Source organism: Luteipulveratus mongoliensis, assembly GCF_001190945.1.
In the GTDB taxonomy this organism is placed as follows: domain Bacteria; phylum Actinomycetota; class Actinomycetes; order Actinomycetales; family Dermatophilaceae; genus Luteipulveratus; species Luteipulveratus mongoliensis.
The window spans coordinates 1,727,745-1,747,315 of record NZ_CP011112.1 but is presented as its reverse complement, the minus strand read 5'-3'; the positions used below and the strand labels follow the sequence as shown (position 1 = coordinate 1,747,315).

The following is a 19,571-nucleotide window of genomic DNA, read 5'->3' as shown; positions in this document are numbered from 1 at the left end:
GCACCGACCCCCGTACGGATGGGAGCCTGACGTGTCCGCTGTGCTGCCCGTCACGCCCCTGCTCTCCGCGACGCCGCAGCTGACCGACAGCCTGACCCTCTGGCTCCTCATCGGCGCGACCGTCCTGCTCGTCTCCGTGGCCGCGGTGCGACTGGCCAACCGCTCGGGTCTGCCGACGCTCCTGATCTACCTCGCCATCGGGCTCGCGCTCGGCGAGTCCGGTGCCGGCATCAAGTTCGACAACTCGGCGATCGCGCAGGTGCTCGGCTACAGCGCGCTCGTGCTGATCCTCGCCGAGGGCGGGCTGACGACGTCCTGGCCATCGATCAAGCAGTCGGTCGCCCCTGCGGCCGTGCTGTCCACGCTCGGTGTGGTCGTCTCGGTCGCGGTCGTGGCGGTCGCCGCGCACACCTTGCTCGACGACCTGTCCTGGACGGTCGCGCTGCTGCTCGGCGCGATCGTCTCGTCGACCGACGCGGCGGCGGTGTTCTCCGTGCTGCGGGTCGTGCCGCTTCCCCGTCGGCTGAGCGGTGTGCTCGAGGCCGAGTCGGGCTTCAACGACGCCCCTGTCGTCCTGCTCGTGGTGGCGCTCGCCGAGCGGTCGAGTCCCCACGGCAGCAACCACTCCTGGTGGTTCGTCGGCGTCGAGGCGGTCGCCGAGCTGGTCGGTGGAGCGCTCATCGGGGTGGCACTCGGCTTCCTGCTGGGTCGCGTGCTGCGCTGGAGCGCGGCCGGCTCGTCCGGTCTCTTCTCGATCGCGGTCGTCGGGGTGACCGTGCTCGCGTACGCCGTCGCCGACTTCGCGCACACCAGCGGCTTCATCGCCGTGTACGTCTGCGCGCTCGTCCTCGGCAACCAGCACCTCCCGCACCGGTCGGCGGTGCGTGGGTTCGGGCAGGCGCTCGGCTGGCTCGCCCAGATTGGGCTGTTCGTGATGCTCGGGCTGCTGGCCTCTCCTGAGCGGCTCGGCGACCAGATCGTGCCAGCGATCGTGGTCGGACTCGTGCTGCTGCTCGTCGCCCGCCCCCTCTCGGTGGTCGCGAGCATGGCGTGGTTCAAGGTGCCCTGGCGGGAGCAGGCGTTCCTGTCGTGGGCGGGGCTGCGCGGAGCCGTGCCTGTCGTGCTGGCCACGGTGCCCCTGACCCTGGACACTCCGGACACCGATTGGCTGTTCGACCTGGTCTTCGTGCTCGTGATCATCTTCACGATCGTGCAGGCGCCGACGCTGCCCTGGATCACCAAGAAGCTCGGCATCACCGAGCCTGCGCACGCCGTCGACCTCGACATCGAGGCGACTCCGCTCGAAGAGCTCGGTGCCGAGGTCGTCCAGGTCACGGTGGGTGAGGAGTCCCGTCTCCACGGTGTCGAGATCTTCGAGCTCCGCCTGCCCCCGGGCGCCAACGTGACGCTCGTGGTCCGCGAGGGCGAGGGCTTCGTACCCACCTCGAGCACTGTCCTGCGGCGGGGCGACGCGCTGCTGGTCGTGGCGACCGAACCCGTCCGACGGCAGACGATCCGGCGCATCCGCGACATCTCGCGCGAGGGCCGCTTGGCCGGCTGGCGTACGACGAGCGAGGACTCTCCCGGCGACTGACGGCGGCCCACGACCTGGGCGGCTGGTTGGGAGCGTCCACAACTGCCCGTACACTTGGCAGTCGAGCATTGAGAGTGCCAACCCGTTCACCGGATCACAGAGGTCGACGACACATGCCCACGTACCCCTATGCCTGCACGCAGTGCGGTCACCAGTTCGAGGTGTTCCAGTCCTTCAGCGACGACGCCCTGACCGAGTGCCCTGAGTGCTCGGGCGCGCTGCGCAAGGTGTGGGGCTCGGTCGGCGTGGTGTTCAAGGGCTCTGGTTTCTACCGCAACGACAGCCGTAGCGACAGCAAGGGCAAGTCGTCCTCGTCCACGACGAGCGTCTCGTCGGACAAGAAGTCGTCCTCGGAGTCCAGCTCCTCGTCCTCGTCCTCGTCCTCGTCCTCGTCATCCGACACCAAGACGTCGTCCAGCTCCTCCAGCGACTCGAAGTCGACCTCCTCGAGCAGCACCTCCGGCGCCGCCTGAGCCTCGGCGGTCCACACCCCTCCTCGTAGGCGGCCGGCGGTCCACAGACCTGACCGGCGGCCTGCCGCATGCCATCCGTCGCTGGTTAGCCTGCGGCCATGACCCAGACACCTCGTGCCGACATCGGCGTGATCGGCGGATCCGGCTTCTACTCCTTCCTCGACGGCGTCGAGCACGTGACGGTCGAGACACCGTTCGGCGAGCCCAGTGATGCGGTCGCGGTCGGTGACCTCGACGGCCGGCGAGTGGCCTTCCTGGCCCGGCACGGCCAGGGCCACCGCTTCCCACCCCACCGGGTCAACTACCGCGCCAACCTCTGGGCGCTGCGATCCCTCGGCGTCCGCCAGGTCCTCGCGCCCTGCGCCGTCGGCTCGCTCCGTCCCGAGCTCGGTCCAGGCACCCTCGTCGTCCCCGACCAGGTCGTCGACCGCACCTGGGGTCGGGAGCACACGGTGTACGACGGAGCGACGATGCCGACCGCGGGGAGCCTGCGAACCGCGTCGGAGGAGGAGCCCGAGCAAGGGGCCAGCAACGCCGTCGGGCCGGTCGTTCACGTCGCCTTTGCCGATCCCTACTGCCCGCGCGGGCGCGAGACCGTCCTGACCGCGGCCGCGTCCAATGGCGGATCCGAACCGGTGGACGGCGGCACGCTCGTGGTCGTCAACGGGCCGCGCTTCTCCTCCCGGGCTGAGTCTCAGTGGCACCAGGCAGCCGGCTGGAGCGTGGTCGGCATGACCGGCATGCCCGAGGCGTCCATCGCTCGCGAGCTGGCGATGTGCTTCACCTGCGTCTGCCTGGTGACCGACCACGACGCCGGCGTCGAGGTGGGCGAGCACGTCACCCACGAGGAGGTGCTGCGGGTCTTCGCCGACAACATCGAGGGTCTGAAAACCGTTCTGCAGCAGGCGATCTCGCAGCTGCCCGACCCGGAGTCCGACGACGAGGCGACGTGCGCCTGCCGTCGTTCGCTCGACGGCCTGACGTTGCCGCTCGAGCTGCCGTGAACGACAAGGCGACCGGTCCGGTGGCACGCCCTCGATGGGAGCGGCTCCTTCCGGACACCTGGCAGGGCGACAGCCGTGAGTCGGCCTGGCGTCGCGCCCGCGGGCGGCGCGCTGCATCCGGTCTGCTCGTCGCGGTGGCCTCCGTCGGTGTGATCGGCGCGGTGCGTCCTGCTGACGAGCCCACGAAAGCCGTCGTGGTGGCTGCGCACGCCATACCGGCCGGCCAACGTCTGGTCGCGGCCGATCTCGAGACCACGCGGTGGCCGCTACGCGCGTCGCTGCCTGCTGGTCCGCCCCTCGCGCGTCTGGTCGGGCAGACGGTGGTGACCCCGCTCAGTCCAGGCGAGCCGGTGACATCGACTCGACTGCGGAGCGCCCACACGCTGCCGCCCGTCGCAGCCGACCAGGTCGTGGTGAGCGTGCCGATCAGCGACCAGTCGCTGATCTCGACGGTGCGGGTGGGCGATCGCGTCGACGCCTGGGCCGCAGCCTCAGGGCGCCAGGTGGGACGCGACCTTCGCGTGGTCGGCACGGTCGCCGCCGTGCAGGCCGATGGCGGCCGGCTGTCCGCGGCTCAGGCCGCCCAGCCGCCCGGCGTACTCCTGGCCGTGGACCGTTCGGTGGCGGGTGCACTGGCGATGGCCCAGGCCGGCAGCCAGTCCCCCGGGACGGCCGTTCTGCTGGCCCTACGCCCGACCACATGAGCAACTCCAGAATCTGTGGACACAGCCAGGAGAAGTGAGTGACAGCCGGGCCAAGAACAAGAAAACAGTGCGTCGCGCCCCAAGATCACTGTGAAATAGAACGCAACGCCTGGCCCGTCCGGATCGTTCCTGATGCATGGTCATTCGGCTAGGTTGAGGGCCGATTCATTTCCCCTCAAGCAAAGGACTGAACCCCATGAAGGGCTTCAAGGACTTCATTCTCCGAGGCAACTTGGTCGAGCTTGCTGTGGCGTTCGTCATGGCTGCTGCGTTCGGGCTTGTCGTCAAGGCGTTCGTGACGGTCATCATGGACCTGATCGGCAAGGCCGGTGGCACGCCCAACTTCTCGAACTGGACGCCCGGCGATGTTCATGTCGGCGCCTTGCTGACCGAGCTGGTCGCCTTCTTGATCCTCGCAGCGGTGGTCTACTTCTTCGTCGTCAAGCCCTACCAGCTCGCGCGTACCCGTCTGGGTATGGACAACGAGGACCAGGGCAAGACTGAGGTAGATGTGCTCACGGAGATCCGCGACGAGCTGCGCGCGCGCGGCTGATTACCTCTCGGCTCGGACCTCGAGCCGAGCACAAGAAGGGGCAGGACTGATCAAGGTCCTGCCCCTTCAAGCATGCATGGGTAGTCGTGAAGAAGCTCCACACCCCATCGCGCCGCGCGGGCCCGCCGCACGGTCGGCCATCGGATCCGTTGCGTTGGTCGGAGACAGGTCGGTCGCGGAGACGTTCGGACCAGGTTCCCAGCTGCAAAGTGCCTCGCGTCTTCGCAGATGCCTCTCCACGAGAGGAGACATCTGCGAAGACGCGAGACACTTTGCGATCGGAAACAAGGGCCCGCGAGGCTAGCTGCGCCAGAACGTGGGCCGGACCCGGACTGGCGCGATGCGCGGGTCACTCCCAGTGGGGTGGGCGCTGCTCGTGCAGCCAGCGGTCCTGCGGCGAGTCCTTCCTCTGGTCGTTCGACTCGTCCGGGTCGAGATCGTCGTCGGTCTGATCCGGTCGGCCGCCGACCTGATCGACACCACCCGTAGCCTTCCGCGTCGCCCGGCGGCTTTGACGGCGCCGCCTGTCCGCGCTCTCGGTCCCGTCGCCCGACATCACTGGATCCTGGTCATCGGGAAGGCCGGGTGGCTCCTCCTCAGTCACGCGCCGCGCTCCTCGTGCGGCGCCGACTCGGACTCCTCGTCAGACGAATCCTCTTCGCTAGCAATGTCATCCGCGTCCGCAGGCTCCGCGTCGTCCTGCTCGTCAGCGGGCTCCTCGCCGTCCTCTTCGTCGTCCGCGGGACCGTCATCGTCCTGCTCGTCGTCCCCCGGATCCTCGTCCTGGTCGTCCCCGGCGACGTCCGTGTCGCCTTCAGGGGCATCCGCATCGTCACCGTAGGCCACGTCAGTCACATCGTCTGCGGCTGCGTCTGCGGCGACGTCGTCGTCGACCTCGTCGACGTCGTCGGGCTCGTCGTCCTCGGTCTCGACGACCGGACGGGCTTGCGGCGGCTGCGCCTCCTCCGCAAGACGGCGGCGCCGCTCGGCCCGCTGCTGCGACGCCAACTGCACCGTGCCGAGGATGCGCGCCACATCACGTGCCGGGTCCCGGAAGACGTCGACCGCCCACACCCGCTCGTGCGCCCAGCCGAGCCGCTGAAGCTGTTCCAGCCGCAGCCGGTCCCGCTCTCGGACGCCGGGAGTTCCGGCATAGACCGGGCCGTCGGTCTCGACCGCCACGAGCATCTCGCCCGGACGGAGGGGGTCCTCGATGGCCAGGTCGAGCGGGTGCGTCGAGATGCCGTGGCTGGTGTGCACGACCAGACCCTTGTCCCGCAGCCGGCGCGCGAGCTCGGCCACGACGGGCGTCTCCGGCCGCCGCGGCGTCTCGGGCAGGAACGGTCGGTCGAGCACGCTCCCGGTCGAGGCGGTGAGCCGTCTGCGGCCGGCCACGATGGTGGGCTTCGGCCGGTCAGCGGGTCTCGACACGCCTCCGCCGGCGGTCCGGCCACTCGACCGGCCGTGCTCGCCGGCGCCAGACTCGCCGACCACCCGACGCGCCGCGCCACCCGAGGATGCGTAGAGCAGGAAGTCGCGCAACATCTGAGCCCCGCGAGCGCGCAGCTTGGGCACCTCGAGCTCGTCGCCGGAGAACGACGACACGACCGTCATCCGCCGCCGCGCACGGGTGATCGCGACGTTGAGCCGCCGCTCGCCGCCTTCGAGGTTGAGCGGCCCGAACTTGTGAGGCACCCGACCATTGGGCTGCCGCCCGAACCCGATCGACAGCACCACGGCGTCCCGCTCGTCACCCTGTACGCGCTCGAGCGGCTTGATGAAGAACGGCTCGGTCTTGTCGTGGTCGGCGATGAAGTCGGCGAGGTCGGCCGACTCGGCGAACGCCCGGCGTACGGCATCCTCGACCCGCTGCGCGTGCCGCACGCCGAGGGTGATGACACCGAGCGACTCCTCGGGCCGGCGGCGCGCGTGATCGAGGATCACCTCCACGACCCGGTCCACCTCGACGGTCGACGTCTCGCCGTCTCCGCGACCGCTGACGACATCAAGGCGTACGACGCCGTCCGTCGCTGTGCCCGGGAACGTCACCAGCCCGCCGCGATAGATCTGCGCGTTGGCGAACGCGATCAGCCGCTCGTCGTGCGAGCGGTAGTGCCAGGTCAGCTCCTGCGTCGGCAGCATCGTGGACAGCAGATCGAGCACGGACACGACACCCTCGGCCTGCAGATCGGTCGGCGCGGTGTCGCCCTCAGTGTCCGTGATGTAGAACGGCGTCGGCGGCAGCTGACGCGGATCCCCAGCAACGACAACCTGACTCGCGCGCGAGATCGCTGAGATCGCCTGCGCCGGCGGCACCTGTGACGCCTCGTCGAACACGACGACGTCGAACCACAGACCGGGCGGTACGACGGAGGCCACCACGAGCGGTGACATCGCCCAGCAGGGGCGCACCGAGGTCATCAGCTCGGGCGCCTGGGCGAGCAGGTCACGCAACGAGAGGTGGCCGCGGGCGCGGTCGGCTTCTACGCGCACGATGTCGGCCTGCTCGGGCAGGTCCGTCATCACGCGTCGGATCTGCGCGTCGACCGCGTCCTGGACCCGAGCGACACCGGCATCGATGTGCGCGCGGTCGTTGTCGGCGTACTCCTGCTCGATCCGGCGCAGCTGATGCCCGTCGTGTGCGCCATAGGTTGTGTCGCGGTCGGCGATCTCGGCGAGCACCGAGCTCCACCACACGAACGCGAACTCCTCAGGCACCCGCTCGGCGTCCAGTCCCCGCCGCGCGAAGTCGTCCACGACCGGGCCGAGGCCGTTGGCGCGCAGCCGGTCGACCCGGCTGATGACCTGGGGTACGACGGCGAGCCGGTCGCACGTGTCGGCGAGCCGTAGCAACCGGTCGTGCAGGTCGTCGAAGTCGGCGTGGATGAGATCGTTGCCCTCGGCAGTGCCTTCGAGTCGCGAGGCGAGCCAGTCGAGCTGGTCGCGAAAACGCTCGTGGGCTCGCTGCACGTCGGGCACCTCGATCGGTGCGCTCGGCCGCGAGCCGGGACCGCTCGCCTCACGCCACTGCCGCCGCTGAGCCGCGGCCCGCACGAGGACGCCGTGCACGTCGGCGGGCGGACGGCCGGGGCGCAGCAGCGAGCGCGCCTGGCTCCGCAGTCGGCGCCGATCGATCTGGCCGAGCTCGATGCCGTGCTCGTTGCGGTACGCACGGGAGCCGGTCGCGGCCACCAGCTCGTCCACCGGCGCCTCGAACAGGTCCACCTTGAAGGTCTCGAGCGTCCGGAAGACCCTGCTCATCAGCTCGAGCTGGTCGTCGGCCTCCAGGATGGTGCGGGGCGGCGTCAGTCCGACCTGGTCGGCGAGCCCGTCGAGGCGGGCGCGATGCTCGGCCATCCCGTGGGTGGCCAGCTGGATCACCAACGCGCGGGTGCGGTCAGTCTGGTCCTTGCCGACGATGCGCGCGCCGAACCACGGGTCCGGCTCCCCCTCCGTGGCCCAGGCGCCCACCGCCGACACGTCCTCGAGATCCTGCGACAGCTCATCGCGGCGGCGAGCCGTGATGCCGTGCAGGTCGGAGCCGATCAGTCGCACGTGGGAGCGCGGCGGGTGCGGCAGTGACGCGAGCTGCAGGATCGCGGTCTGCGCCTCATCGACGGTGACGCCCCACGGCAGGCGGGAGTCGTGCATGGCACGGCGGTGGTCGATGAGGCGGTCCCGACGGTCGACGAGCCGCGGGTCCACAGCGGGGCCAGTGCCTCCCGCCGTGGCCACCACTCGGTCGAGCGTGTCCGTCAGCGACTGTGCAAGCGTGGCGCGGTGGGGGCGGCCGTCGTGCGCGTCGAGCACCAGCTCGTCCAGGCCACGTCGCTGCAGCCGACCGACGACGGCGTCGATGGCGGCCCGCTTCTCGGCGACGAACAGCACCCGCTGACCGCGGGCGGCGAGCGTGGCGATGAGGTTGGCGATGGTCTGGCTCTTGCCCGTGCCAGGCGGACCCTTCACGACCAGGTGCGAGCCGGCGCTGACGGCCTCGATGACCGCCTGCTGCGAGGTGTCGGCGTCCAGGACCAGGCGTTCGTCGTCGAGGATGCTCTCGCCGATGCGCTCGGGCGCCTCGGCCCGCACGGCCTCGATCGCGTCCGGGTCGCCGGCCAGGGCCGCGATGACGTCGTGGGCTGCCAGGGCGTCACCCTGGGCGGTGAGGTCGGTGACCATCGGGAGCTTGGCGTACGAGAAGGTCCCGAGCACCAGCGATGAGGCGATCCGGAAGCCCGGGACCTCCGGCTCACAGACCTTGACCAGCGCGTCGTACGCCGGCTGCGGGTCGATGCGGTCGCCGTCATGGGCGAGGTTGCCGAACTTCACCGGGTCGATACCGATGCCGCACTCGGACTCGAGGTAGGACAGCAGGACCTCGTTGACCTCGACCTCGTCACCCACGGTGACGACCAGGTCGCTGGAGGCCCCGACGACCGGTCGCAGGGAGAGCCGGCGCAGGAACACCGGCGCCTTCGGGACCCGGCTGTACGACGAAGGCACGTCCCAGGTCGCCATCCCCATCGCGAGGAAGCCGGCCGACACGCCCCGCTCCTGAGCCAGCTCGACCGTCTTGGCACGGATGGTGCGCGCCCGACGCAACGCATCGGCGTACGCGCCGTCCTCCCGCACGAGCTCGGAGAGACGTACGGGATGACCGGCGAGCAGCTTGGCCACACCCGCGGGGTGTGCGGAGCCGATGTCGAGGGTGCCGGTGGGCAGGTCGCGATACCACAGCAAGGTGTTGCGTCCGCCGAGGTCGACCAGGTGCTTGCTCCAGATGCGGGTGGCCGCAGCGACCCGGGTCAGGCGATCATCGGCCGCAGTCCCAGGGGTCTGGTCAGCCGTCACCCTCGTGAGGCTACTGGCCAGGAAGGCTTGCGCCCGGCAGGCTCACTGCCCGCGTCGCAGGAACGCGTCCACGAAGACACCGGTGATCTCGTCGGGCGTCTTGGTCGTGTAGGACAGGCCGTCGGTCGCGGCCGCAATGTCCTTGAGCGCCTTCGGGTCGGTCTTGTCGCCGATACCGATGGTGACGATCTTGACCGGCTTCTTGGGGTCGTACTGGCCGCGCAGCTTGGTCAGCACCTGCTGGAGGTTGAGACCGCCGTTTGGGTCGTCGTTGGCCCCGTCGGTCATCACGACGACCGAGTTGACGTAGCGCGGGTCGTAGGTGTCGTGCACGTGCTGGTACGCCGCCGCCACCGTGTCGTAGAGGCCGGTGTCACCGTTGCGCCGGGCCAGCTCCGGACCGGTCTGCAGGGCCTTCTTGAGCTGGGACTTGTGGGCGAGGCCCTGCTTGCTCCCGTCGATCGGCTCGATCGTCGGGACGAGCTCCTTGTAGTCCTTGCCCTTCCCATCGAGGTCGGTCGAGAACGCCCAGCCACCGATCGAGGTGGTCTGCGGCAGCGCGTCCAGCGCCTGGGTGCACATCTTGACCAGCAGGTCGATGCGGGTCTCCTTGGGCTGGGCCTCGGCGAGCATCGAGCCGGACACGTCGAGGACGACGAGCATCCGGGCGTCCTTGCTGAGGTTTTCCCATGCCAGCTGCGCGCTCTGGTTCGCGGTCGCCGACGCCCGCTTGACGATCTTGACCCCAGCCGGGATGCCGGTGTCGGTCGGCAGCGGTGCGCCCGGCACGCGGAAGCCTGCGGCGCTGAGCGCCTTCTTGCCTTCGGCCGAGACCAGCTGCTCGTGCAGCGCATCGAGCGCTGCCTGCGGCGCCTGGGTGCCATGGACCGGGGTCACCCAGGTGTAGTTGAGCTCCGCGGCGCCCTCCGTCGGGATCAACGGCGTGAGCTGCTGGGCGTTGTTCTGCTTGTTGTACGCCGTCAGCTGCTGCTCACTGAGGGGGTAGGCGCGCGCGACGTCCTTGCTGCCCTTGGCCTTGCTCTGCAGCGACTCCTCGGTGCTGAGCGAGCGGCTGAGGCGCAGGTAGGAGCGCAGCAGGTCCTGCTTGTTCTCCTTCTGGCCCGGCCCCGAGACCGCTTGGTTGGCCGCAACCACTGAGGTCAGCGTGGGCGAGGAGGTGTCGGGGTCGATCATCGTCAGTGGGATCTGGGTGGCCAGCACGCTCGCCCAGGTCTGCGGCTTCTGCAGGTCGGGGTTGTCGTGCAGGCTCGGGGGTACGCCGAGCACGACCGGGCTGGTCGCGATCGTCTCTCCCGGGGTCACCCAGCCGGCGCCGAGCTTGGCGTTGATGTTGTCCGCCCAGATCGTGCTGTCCGGGATCCAGACATCGGGCACGCCCGCGTTGCTCGAGATCGCCTTGGCCGTCTCACCAGAACCCTGGGCGGCGACGTCGTACGAGGCGCAGGTGGCACCCTCGGACTCGACCGTCTCAGCAGCCGAGAGCACCGTGTTGTACATCTCAGGAGTGGTGACCACGCGGACGCTGGCGGGGGTCGCGCACGAGCCGTCGTCCTTGCCCATGAAGGAGACGGCCTTGCTGACGCCGAAACCGCCTGCAACCAGCGCAATGGCGGCGCCGCCAGCAATCGCGACACGCCGCCGAGAAGACGTCGGCGCGTCCACGTTGTGCTTACCCATGGGTATACACGGTACCTGCGACACACTCATCCCGAGGAATCCCTCGCGCATCCACAGTTCCAGGAGAGTTCACATGGCCCGTCGTCTGGACCCGGACGAAACACCCGCTCCAGCGGCCCCGCCCAGCGCCGTAAGTCGGGGTGATGTGATCGGCGGAGGCTTCCGCTGGAGCGCCGGCTGGGCCTTGCGAACGATCGTGATCCTGCTCGCTCTTTACCTGCTCCAGCGTGCCCTCGCACCGCTGTGGGTGGCGATCCTGCCGATCATCCTCGCGCTCGTCCTGTCCACGGTGCTGTGGCCGCCGACCCGGTGGCTGCGGCAGCGGGGTTTCCCTCCGGCGCTGGCGGCCGCCTGCTCGATCCTCGGCGCCTTCGCGATCATCGGCGGCATCATCGCGGCCATCGTGCCGTCGGTCGTCGACCAGTCCGAGGACCTGGCCAACAAGGCAATCGCCGGCGTCAACGAGGTCCGCGACTGGGCCCAGGGTCCGCCGCTCAACGTCCGTCCCGATCAGATCGACGACGGCGTCGCGGCCATCACGGACAAGCTGCGCGAGAGCGGCTCCTCGATCGCCGGCGGCGTCTTCAGCGGGGTGTCGACCGCGGGCAGCCTGATCGTCACGCTCGTGCTCTCACTGATCCTGTCCTTCTTCTTCATCAAGGACGGCCCGCGGTTCCTGCCCTGGCTGCGCGGAGTGGTCGGTGAGGGCCCGGGCGCCCATCTCACCGAGCTGCTGTCCCGCATGTGGAACACGCTCGGCGGCTTCATCCGCACCCAGGCGATCGTGTCCGCCGTCGATGCCGTTCTGATCGGCGGTGGTCTGGTGATCCTGCGGGTGCCGCTCGCACTGCCGCTGGCGGTGCTGACGTTCCTGGGTGGCTTCATCCCGATCGTCGGTGCCACGGTCGCGGGGGCGCTCGCCGTGCTGGTCGCGCTGGTGACCAAGTCCTGGGTGACGGCGCTGATCGTGCTCGGCATCGTGATCGCGGTCCAGCAGCTCGAGGGCCACGTGCTGCAGCCCGCGCTCCAGTCGCGCTCGATGAACCTGCACCCCGCACTCGTCCTGCTCGGTATCGCGGTCGGGTCGCACGGCAACGGCATCATCGGCGCGTTCCTGGCCGTCCCGACCGTCGCCCTGCTGTCGGTCCTGATCCGCTACCTCGGCGAGCAGGTCGACCTGCGCACCGGCGCCAAGAAGGCGGCCGACATCACGGCGGTGACACCGCACGGCCTCGTCGCCGCGCAGTCCGGTGAGGCAGCCGCCCCGCAGGAGTGAGCGGCCGCTACCTAGAGGTGGCCATCGTGCATCGGTGGCACGGCACGTCGATCGTCCCGTCCGGACCTTCGACGGGGTGATCGAACGCACCCTCGTCCTGCCAGCCCTCCCGCTCGTAGAACCGTCGCGCGCGGGAGTTGCCGGTCGCCACGGCCAGCCAGGCACGGTCGTACCCGGCTGCTCCGACCTGCCGTACGCCTTCGGCCAGGAGATCTCCGGCGACGCCGCTCCCCCGGGCGGTGCGGCGGACGTAGACCTGCTCGACCTCGTCCGCGAGCACCATGATGAAACCGGCGACTGCGCCGTCGGTCTCGGCGACGGTCGTATCCCCTACTCGTTCAACGGCTCTCGTGCGAAACGAGTCTTCCGTGCGGAACGCCACCAGCTCGTCGGGCACGTGTCCGGAGTGACCGTCGACCCAGCCCTCACGCCAGATCTCGGCAACCGCGGCTGCGTCGGTGTCCTGGGCGGGTCGGAGCACGGTACCGGTCATGTCCGCACGCTACCGATGGCCCCCGGCGCCGTTCACACACGGCTTGTACTCGTGCGTAGGTTTGTCGGCATGCAGATCACCATCACCTGGATCGTGCCTTCGACGGCGGACCAGACCTACGCCAATGTCACCCAGGTCGCATACCTGGACGAGAAGTGCGAGGCCGCGGGTGCGCTGTCGTTCGAGAACCGGGTGACGGAGAAGGACGGTGGGCATGTCGTCACCATCCAGCGGCAGATGCCGTCAGGTGGAGTGCCTGCGCTGGTCAAGAAGATCGTGGGTGACAAGGTCGATGTGTTCGAGACGTTCGCCTGGGGCCCGCGCCAGGCCGATGGCGGCCGACGCGCCGCCCTGCACGTCCAGTTCAAGGGCCAGCCGATCACCATGAAGGGCACCAGCACGATCGTCCCGGACGGCACCGGCTCCCGCTACACCCTCGATGCTGCGCTGAAGGCGAAGATCCCGATCATCGGCCGCACGATCGAGAAGATGGGCTCGCCGGAGATCATCAAGGCGATCGAGGCCGAGGAGGGTGTCTCACGCGAGTGGGCCTCCGGGCGCCGCTGACCACCCCACCGCTGGTCGAGTAGCCGGAGCGCTAGCGGAGGCGTATCGAGACCGAGGTGCGGCGCTGCGCGCCAAGATGAGGGCATGACGTACGACGAAGGGCTGGCTCAGCGCATCCGTGACCTGCTCGTGGACGAGCTGGATGTCACCGACAAGCGGATGTTCGGAGGGCTGGCGTTCCTGGTCAACGGGCACATGTCGGTCACCGTGAGTCGCACAGGCGGCCTGATGGTGCGGCTCGACGCTGACGTTGCCGAGGGCCTCCTGACCGAGGTCGACGTCGAGCCGTTCGAGATGCGCGGCAAGGCGTTGAACGGCTGGCTGCGGGTCGGTGAGTCCCGGCTCGAGTCCGACGACGAGCTGCGTGAGTGGGTCGAGCGCAGCCTCGACTTCGTCCGCACGCTGCCCGCGAAGGTGTAGCCCTAGCCGCTCGAGTCGTGCCGGTGGGCGTACGCGTCCAGGAAGACCGACTTCATCTCCGCCGGCGTCTTGGCGACGTAGGACAGACCCCTCGTGAGCTGCGCAAGCTGCTGCAGCTCCTTCGGGTCGGAGTCTCCGCCCATGGCGATGGTGATGATCTTGACCGGCTTCTTGGGGTCGTACAGCCCGCGCAGCTTGCTGGTCAGCTGGGCCAGGGTGAGCCCGCCGCCCGGGTCGTCGTTCTTGCCGTCGGTCATGACGATGACCGAGTTGACGTAGTTGGGGTCGTAGGTGATCGACATCTGCTCATAGGCCGCAGCGATCGAGTCGTAGAGCCCGGTGTCGCCGTTGCGCTTGACGAGGTCGGGCACCTGTCCCGCTGCCGCGCGCAGCTTGTCCTTGTTGGCCTTGACGTCGAGGCGGGCGGGATCGGCCAGTTTCTTGTAGTCCGTGCCCTTGCCGTTGAGGTCGGTCGAGAACGCCCAGAGTCCGACCTCGCTGCCCTGCGGCATGGTGTCGAAGCTCTTGAGCGAGAAGCCGACCGCGATGTCGACGCGCTTACCGACGCCTGGCACCGGCGTCGTCATCGAGCCTGACGCGTCGAGGACGATGAGCATCCGGGAGTCCTTGCGGACGTTGGTCCACAGCTTTTGCGCGTCCGTCGCCTGATCCTTGGAGGGCGTGGCCACGAGCTTCACGTCTGCCGGTACGCCGGTGCCGGCCGGGGCGGACAATCCCGTCACCCGGAAGCCGGCGTCCGTGAGGGACTTCTTGATGGTCGGTGAGACCAGCTGCTGCTGGAGGGCCTCGAGCGCGGCGGTCGGAGCAGTCTGCGACTTGGCCGGCACCACCCACGAGTAGACGAGCTGACCGGCACCCTCGGACGGCACCAGCGCGGTGGCGGGCTCCGAGGCCTTCTTGTTCAGCTCGACCAGCTGCTGCTCACTGACCGGGACGGCCCGCGAGTCCTTGGCAGTGAGGTCGACCGCTGCCGCCGTCGGAGGCGTACGGCTGAGACCCACGAAGGACTGCACGAGGGACTGCTTGTCCGCGGGAGTCGCGACGAACTGGCTGGCCGTGGTGATCGCGACCAACGAGGCAGTCGACTTGGTGGAGTCGACGGCCAACGGGAGCGTGCCATCGATCACCTTGACCCAGCTCGGGTGGCCGGTGGCCATCGGATTGGTCTTGAGACGCGGGGGCACGGCCACCACCACGGGGCTCGACGCGAGGGTCGGGCCCACCGTCACCGCCGCCTGGCCGCGCACCGCCGTGACCTGATCGATCAGCATCGGGCTGTCAGCGATCCAGACGTCGGGGACGTTGGAGTTCTGCTGGATCGAGGCGGAGGTCTGCGATGCGGGCTCGCTCGTGACGTCGTACTTCGTGCACGTCTTGGCCGGGTCGCCGAGGGCGCGCACGGCGGCCTCGACCTGCCCGTTGAATTCCGGGGTGGTCGCCACTTTGACGGAGGTGGTCTTGCCGCACGCCTTGGGGCTCGCGTCCGCCGTGGCATCCTCGGTCCCCCGACCGGTCAGATACTTGACGAACCCGAGCGCGCCGAGCGCGAGCAATAAAACAAGGCCGATCGCGAGGAGCGACCGACGGCTTGATCCACCCTGAGGAACGACGTCATGTTCGCTGTGTCTGCCCATGGTGTTCGCACAATACCGGTGCCTTCCGCCCTCCCTGGCTATGAAAGTTTCACGAAATTGCACGTTCTTGTTCACAAGGTCGTTCAGTCCGCCCCGAGGCGGTCAGACACGTCGGCTCGCATCACGTAGGCTTGCCGACTGGTCCGGCAGACGCCGGTCCGCCCTCGTAGCTCAGGGGATAGAGCACCGCTCTCCTAAAGCGGGTGTCGGCAGTTCGAATCTGCCCGAGGGCACAACATCTCTGTATGTCTTTTACTTTCCTTCCGCACCTTCCACAAATGAGGTAGTGCGAAGGATCGGCAAGAACTATCGGGTCGTACCGCGTCGGTGGACGGTCCACGTCGAGGTCAGCGTCCGGCCCGTGATCGGGGACCGGCTCTGGAGCCGTTCGAGCAGCATCTGGGCGATGTCCGTGAAGATCGCGTCCGCGCCGACGCTGGTCAGTGGCGGGTCGGCCGCCTCGCCTTCAGGGCTGTTGCCGACGCCGATGATCTCGAGGTCGTCCGGCACCCGGACGCCGAGGCGGTGCGCCGCAGCGAGCGCGCTCATCGCGGCGAGGTCGGAGGTGGCGAAGATCGCGGTCGGACGATCGGCCATCTGCAGCAGGCTGATCGCCTCCCGATAGGCGATGTCTCGGGACGAGTGGGTCACGCGCACCAGGTCGCGGTCGACCGTGAGCCCGTGCTTCCTCATCGTGTGCCGGAACGCCACCGTCCGAAGCGAGGCCGACCCTCCGTTGCGCAGTAGTGCGATCCGGGCGTGCCGGCTCGCCAGCATCGCGACAGCCTCCTCGCACGCCGCCCGCCCCTCGGTCCGTACGACGTCGAAGCCTTCGGGCCGAATCCCGTTGCCGTAGGCGACGATCGAGACCCCGCGGGCGGCGAGCGTACGCAGCCGATCGGCATCGCCAGGCCCCACCGCGTCGATGAACGCAGCGTCAGCGCCCTGCCGCATGAGATAGCGCTCCCAGTCACCATCGGCGAGGATCACCGTGCTGTAGCCGTGCGGGCTCACGGCGTCCGCGACGGCTTGGGTCATGGCGCGCGACCAGGGCGTGTCCAGCTGGTGCAGCACCAGGCAGACCTGGTCGGTACGCCCTCGCCGCATCCCGCGGGCCGCCTGGTTCGGGACGTAACCCAGCTTCTCGACCGATGCGAGCACTCGCTCTCGGGTCTGCTCGCCGACTCGGATGGTCGCGCCGGCCCGGCCGCTCAAGACCTGCGAAACGGTGGCCACCGAGACGCCGGCGTGCTCCGCGACCGTACGAATCGTGGGTGGTGAGGTCATCCCGCTCAGCTCGCCTCGGCCGCGATCCGCTCGCGGGTGTGCCGCAGGATGCTGACCGGGGTGCAGCCAGCCACCAGATCCCCACCCTGGACGTAGCCCTCCTCACGACCATCGAGACTCTCGATCAGTCGGCCGCGCCAGGTGTGCAGCAGGTCTTGATGATCGGCGGAGGTCGCGAGGTTGTGCCGCTCCTCTGGGTCGGCAACCAGGTCGAACAGCTCCTCGGTGCCTTCCGCGGAGGCCCAGCAGTACTTGATCTTGCCGTCGGTCACCCACTGCAGCGACTGTCCGAGCAGGACGTGCTCGCCGTGCAGGTAGGGGCGCCAGTCGGTGACCGTCTCACCGTCGAGGAACGGCTTGAGGCTGCGGCCGTCGCACTCCGGCGGGATCGGGATCCCGGCGAGGTCGAGCAGGGTCGGCATGATGTCGCGCAGCTCGACGACCTCGTCGACCACCCGGTCGGCGTGCGCCGCGCGACCGGTGTCGCCACCGATGATCAACGGCACGTTCGCGGAGCCCTCATAGCCGAATCCCTTACGGAACATGTGGTGGTCGCCCATCATCTCGCCGTGATCGGAGGTGAAGGCGACGACCGTGTTGTCCGCCAGGCCGAAGTCGTACAGCGTCTCGCGGAAGCGGTTGACCTGGTGATCGATCTGGGTCATGAGCCCGTAGTAGCCGGCGCGTGCCCGATGAACGACCCTCGGGTCGAGGTGCCCGACGAACGCGTCGTGCGCCCCGTCGCGGCGATGCGCGTCGTAGTGCTGCTCCCAGTCGCCGACCACCGGCTCGTACGGCGGTAGGTCCATATACATGTCGAACGCCCAGGCCGGCGGGTCGTACGGCGGGTGCGGTCGGTGGAAGGACAGGTAGAGGAAGAAGGGCTTCGTCGGGTCGCGCCGATAGAGGAACTCGGTGGCCTCCGTCCCGATCCAGCTCGTCGGGTGCAGCTGCTCCGGCTTGTCCCAGGGGCGGGCGACCACCGAGTTGCAGTTCACGCCGTGATCGAAGTAGTCGGCGGTCGGAGACGAGCCGGGCTGGCGGCGCAGCCACGGGATGTAGTCGTCGAAGAACTCGAACTGTCGCCGGTGGCTCGAGCGGGCCTGGTGGAGGAAGCCGTCGTGCAGGCGTACGTCGTCGAAGCCGGTACGCGACCGCTCGGGCCACACATGCATCTTGCCGATCGCCTGGGTCTGGTAGCCGGCCTTGCGGAACTCACCCTGCACGGTCACCGGATGCGCCTGCTCGAACGGCACACCCTCGGTGTAGCCCACCCGCCCATGCACCTCCTGCGACTGCCCCGTGAACAGCGCGACCCGTGCAGGCACGCACGTCGGGGTGGCGGAGTACGCCCGACTGAACAGGGTGCCGCCCGCTGCCAGGTCATCGAGGTACGGCGTCTGTACGGCTGGATGTCCAGCCGCGGAGAGACAGTCGCCGCGCCACTCATCGACGCAGATCAGGACGACGTTCGGCTGAGTCACTTCGCTCCTACTGATGATTAAACGTTTAGTGGTTACAAACTAGCAAGTACTCTGAGTGCTGTGTCTGAATCCCTTGCATCCGACGCCGCGTCCTCTCGACCACTGGCCGTGGGGAGCACTCCACAACCCGACGGCCAAGGCACGGTCTCCCTGCACACCCTCGACACCGAGGGCCGCCTCGGCGCGGCTGTCGCCTCCACGTCGTTGCTGGCACCCAGCTGGGTCTCCTGGTCACCCGACGGTCAACGGCTGTACGTCGCCTGCGAGGGCGACGAGGGGCAGGTGGCGACGCTCGAGGCGCGCGACGAGGACAACGGTCCTCGGCTGAGGACGCTCGGGTCTGTCGCAAGCGGCGGCTCCGGGCCGTGCCATCTGGCGCTGACCCCGGACGGCGTCCACCTGGTGGTGGCGAACTATCGCGACGGCGCTGTCGGCCTCATTGAACTCGACGAGAACGGCGTGGCCCAGGAGCTCGTTCAGACACTTCAGCTCGAGAGCTCTGGCCCCCATCCCCGACAGACCTCCAGCCACGCCCACCACGTCGTACCGCACGTCGACTCAGAGCTGATCAGTGTCGTCGACCTGGGCGGCGACGAGATCAGCACCTACCGGCTGGCAGGCGGACGGCTCGAGCCGGTCGCCATCTCGCCCCTCCCCGCCGGGACCGGACCGCGACAGCTCGTGCGCGCGATCGACACTGCTGAGGCTTGGGTGGTGGGTGAGCTGTCCGGGATGCTCTTGCGCCTGCACGAGGAACACCCCGGCGAGTTCCGCGTGGTCGAGCAGCGTCCTGCCTCAGACCGTCCGGGACCCAACGACGTGGCCCACCTGCACATCGACGAGGCGCGCCGGCTGGCGTACGTCTCGAACCGCGGCCCAGACACGGTGACGGTCTTCGACACCTCGTCAGACGAGCTCGCGATGCTCGCCGAGGTCCCGACGGCGGCACATCCTCGGCACTTCTCTGTCGCGGACGACCTCATGGTCGTGGCCGGGCTCTACGGCAACCAGGTCCAGGCGCATCGCCTGTCGGAACGCGGCGTGCCGAGCCAGGGAGTGCCGACCGACATCACGTCCCCTGCGTGCGTGGTGCCGAGGCCGGTCGCTTAGCCACGACTCCCCCGCGGCGCTGGACCTCAGCAACGCGGATGACGACGGCGAGCATCAGCGCGGCGCCGATGACGTGCTCGACCCGCATCCAGGTCGGCAGCACGCCGGGCAGCGCGGCCATGACCACGAGCGCGACGAGCACGACCACCGAGATGAGACGCAGGCGTACGAACGACCGCTCATGACCCGCCGCCGCGCGTGAGGCGAACCACAGCAGGGCCAGGCTGCTGAGCAGCACCAAGGACCCACGGATCCACACGGTCGAGGTGACCTCGTCCGCGTGGTCGCGCAGGACGTACGCAACGACCAGCGTCGCTGCGCTCACGGCGGCGAACACGCTGATGAAGATCCTGATGGACCAGAAGATGGGAACAGACATCGCTCCTGCTTTCTCGAGAGCTA

The 19,571-nt window shown here is 68.9% G+C and carries 17 protein-coding genes, 1 tRNA gene and 1 pseudogene; 10 read left to right on the top strand and 9 right to left on the bottom strand.

Annotated features, from left to right (window positions below):
- Positions 1 to 31 precede the first annotated feature (31 nt).
- Positions 32 to 1,594, top strand: coding sequence for a potassium/proton antiporter (locus tag VV02_RS08340; RefSeq protein ID WP_342667824.1), 1,563 nt, complete (start codon positions 32 to 34; stop codon positions 1,592 to 1,594).
- Positions 1,595 to 1,707: 113 nt separating this feature from the next.
- Positions 1,708 to 1,848, top strand: a pseudogene (locus tag VV02_RS27405) (FmdB family zinc ribbon protein); the annotation flags it as partial.
- A gap of 14 nt (positions 1,849 to 1,862) precedes the next feature.
- On the opposite strand, the gene VV02_RS27400 reads toward VV02_RS27405, so the two are convergent.
- The gene (locus VV02_RS27400) at positions 1,863 to 2,084 is read right to left on the bottom strand and encodes a hypothetical protein (protein WP_052590948.1); all 222 of its coding nucleotides are present in this window, start codon (positions 2,082 to 2,084) and stop codon (positions 1,863 to 1,865) included.
- An 81-nt stretch (positions 2,085 to 2,165) separates the two neighbouring features.
- On the opposite strand from VV02_RS27400, the gene VV02_RS08330 reads away from it, so the two are divergent.
- The 3 genes from VV02_RS08330 (at position 2,166) to VV02_RS08320 (ending at position 4,328) form a co-directional block, all read left to right on the top strand.
- The gene (locus VV02_RS08330; RefSeq protein ID WP_052590947.1) at positions 2,166 to 3,071 is read left to right on the top strand and encodes an S-methyl-5'-thioadenosine phosphorylase; all 906 of its coding nucleotides are present in this window, start codon (positions 2,166 to 2,168) and stop codon (positions 3,069 to 3,071) included.
- Positions 3,068 to 3,775, top strand: coding sequence for an SAF domain-containing protein (locus VV02_RS08325; RefSeq protein ID WP_169787662.1), 708 nt, complete (start codon positions 3,068 to 3,070; stop codon positions 3,773 to 3,775). The genes VV02_RS08330 and VV02_RS08325 overlap by 4 nt, the downstream gene beginning before the upstream one ends.
- Positions 3,776 to 3,971: 196 nt before the next feature.
- Complete coding sequence (locus VV02_RS08320) at positions 3,972 to 4,328, top strand: MscL family protein (RefSeq protein ID WP_052590945.1); 357 nt, start codon at positions 3,972 to 3,974, stop codon at positions 4,326 to 4,328.
- Positions 4,329 to 4,677: 349 nt separating this feature from the next.
- Here the strand turns inward: VV02_RS08320 and VV02_RS08315 are convergent, their stop codons facing one another.
- Genes VV02_RS08315 through VV02_RS08305 form a run of 3 tightly spaced genes read right to left on the bottom strand, consistent with a single transcriptional unit; the run spans position 4,678 to position 10,877 of the window.
- The gene (locus tag VV02_RS08315) at positions 4,678 to 4,932 is read right to left on the bottom strand and encodes a hypothetical protein (protein ID WP_052590944.1); all 255 of its coding nucleotides are present in this window, start codon (positions 4,930 to 4,932) and stop codon (positions 4,678 to 4,680) included.
- Positions 4,929 to 9,179: an AAA domain-containing protein gene (locus VV02_RS08310; protein ID WP_083450010.1), complete on the bottom strand. Its 4,251-nt coding sequence runs from the start codon at positions 9,177 to 9,179 to the stop codon at positions 4,929 to 4,931. Before VV02_RS08310 ends, VV02_RS08315 begins: the two co-directional genes overlap by 4 nt.
- Before the next feature lie 42 nt (positions 9,180 to 9,221).
- Positions 9,222 to 10,877 (bottom strand): VWA domain-containing protein, encoded by a 1,656-nt coding sequence (locus tag VV02_RS08305; RefSeq protein ID WP_052590943.1) that lies wholly within the window; start codon positions 10,875 to 10,877, stop codon positions 9,222 to 9,224.
- Between the two features lie 73 nt (positions 10,878 to 10,950).
- On the opposite strand from VV02_RS08305, the gene VV02_RS08300 reads away from it, so the two are divergent.
- Positions 10,951 to 12,153 (top strand): AI-2E family transporter, encoded by a 1,203-nt coding sequence (locus VV02_RS08300; protein WP_083450008.1) that lies wholly within the window; start codon positions 10,951 to 10,953, stop codon positions 12,151 to 12,153.
- 7 nt (positions 12,154 to 12,160) lie between these two features.
- Here VV02_RS08300 and VV02_RS08295 read toward each other — a convergent pair whose 3' ends face one another.
- The gene (locus VV02_RS08295) at positions 12,161 to 12,646 is read right to left on the bottom strand and encodes a GNAT family N-acetyltransferase (protein WP_052590942.1); all 486 of its coding nucleotides are present in this window, start codon (positions 12,644 to 12,646) and stop codon (positions 12,161 to 12,163) included.
- 69 nt (positions 12,647 to 12,715) lie between these two features.
- On the opposite strand from VV02_RS08295, the gene VV02_RS08290 reads away from it, so the two are divergent.
- A complete protein-coding gene (locus VV02_RS08290) occupies positions 12,716 to 13,213 on the top strand; it encodes a DUF2505 domain-containing protein (RefSeq protein ID WP_052590941.1) in 498 nt (165 codons plus the stop codon).
- An 84-nt stretch (positions 13,214 to 13,297) separates the two neighbouring features.
- Positions 13,298 to 13,633 (top strand): TfoX/Sxy family protein, encoded by a 336-nt coding sequence (locus tag VV02_RS08285; RefSeq protein WP_052590940.1) that lies wholly within the window; start codon positions 13,298 to 13,300, stop codon positions 13,631 to 13,633.
- A 2-nt stretch (positions 13,634 to 13,635) separates the two neighbouring features.
- Here the strand turns inward: VV02_RS08285 and VV02_RS08280 are convergent, their stop codons facing one another.
- Positions 13,636 to 15,288, bottom strand: a complete 1,653-nt coding sequence (locus tag VV02_RS08280; protein WP_083450006.1) for a VWA domain-containing protein — start codon at positions 15,286 to 15,288, stop codon at positions 13,636 to 13,638.
- A gap of 160 nt (positions 15,289 to 15,448) precedes the next feature.
- Between VV02_RS08280 and VV02_RS08275 the strand changes: the two genes are divergently transcribed.
- Positions 15,449 to 15,521: transfer RNA gene (locus tag VV02_RS08275), tRNA-Arg, on the top strand.
- A 73-nt stretch (positions 15,522 to 15,594) separates the two neighbouring features.
- Here VV02_RS08275 and VV02_RS08270 read toward each other — a convergent pair.
- A complete protein-coding gene (locus VV02_RS08270; RefSeq protein WP_052590938.1) occupies positions 15,595 to 16,575 on the bottom strand; it encodes a LacI family DNA-binding transcriptional regulator in 981 nt (326 codons plus the stop codon).
- 5 nt (positions 16,576 to 16,580) lie between these two features.
- Positions 16,581 to 18,059 carry an arylsulfatase gene (locus VV02_RS08265; protein ID WP_052590937.1) on the bottom strand — a complete coding sequence of 493 codons (1,479 nt, stop codon included), beginning with the start codon at positions 18,057 to 18,059 and terminating at the stop codon, positions 16,581 to 16,583.
- A gap of 60 nt (positions 18,060 to 18,119) precedes the next feature.
- Here VV02_RS08265 and VV02_RS08260 point away from each other — a divergent pair, with 60 nt between their 5' ends.
- Positions 18,120 to 19,169 carry a lactonase family protein gene (locus tag VV02_RS08260; protein ID WP_169787661.1) on the top strand — a complete coding sequence of 350 codons (1,050 nt, stop codon included), beginning with the start codon at positions 18,120 to 18,122 and terminating at the stop codon, positions 19,167 to 19,169.
- Here VV02_RS08260 and VV02_RS08255 read toward each other — a convergent pair.
- A complete protein-coding gene (locus VV02_RS08255) occupies positions 19,129 to 19,548 on the bottom strand; it encodes a hypothetical protein (RefSeq protein WP_052590935.1) in 420 nt (139 codons plus the stop codon). The genes VV02_RS08260 and VV02_RS08255 overlap by 41 nt on opposite strands.
- Positions 19,549 to 19,571: the final 23 nt, after the last annotated feature.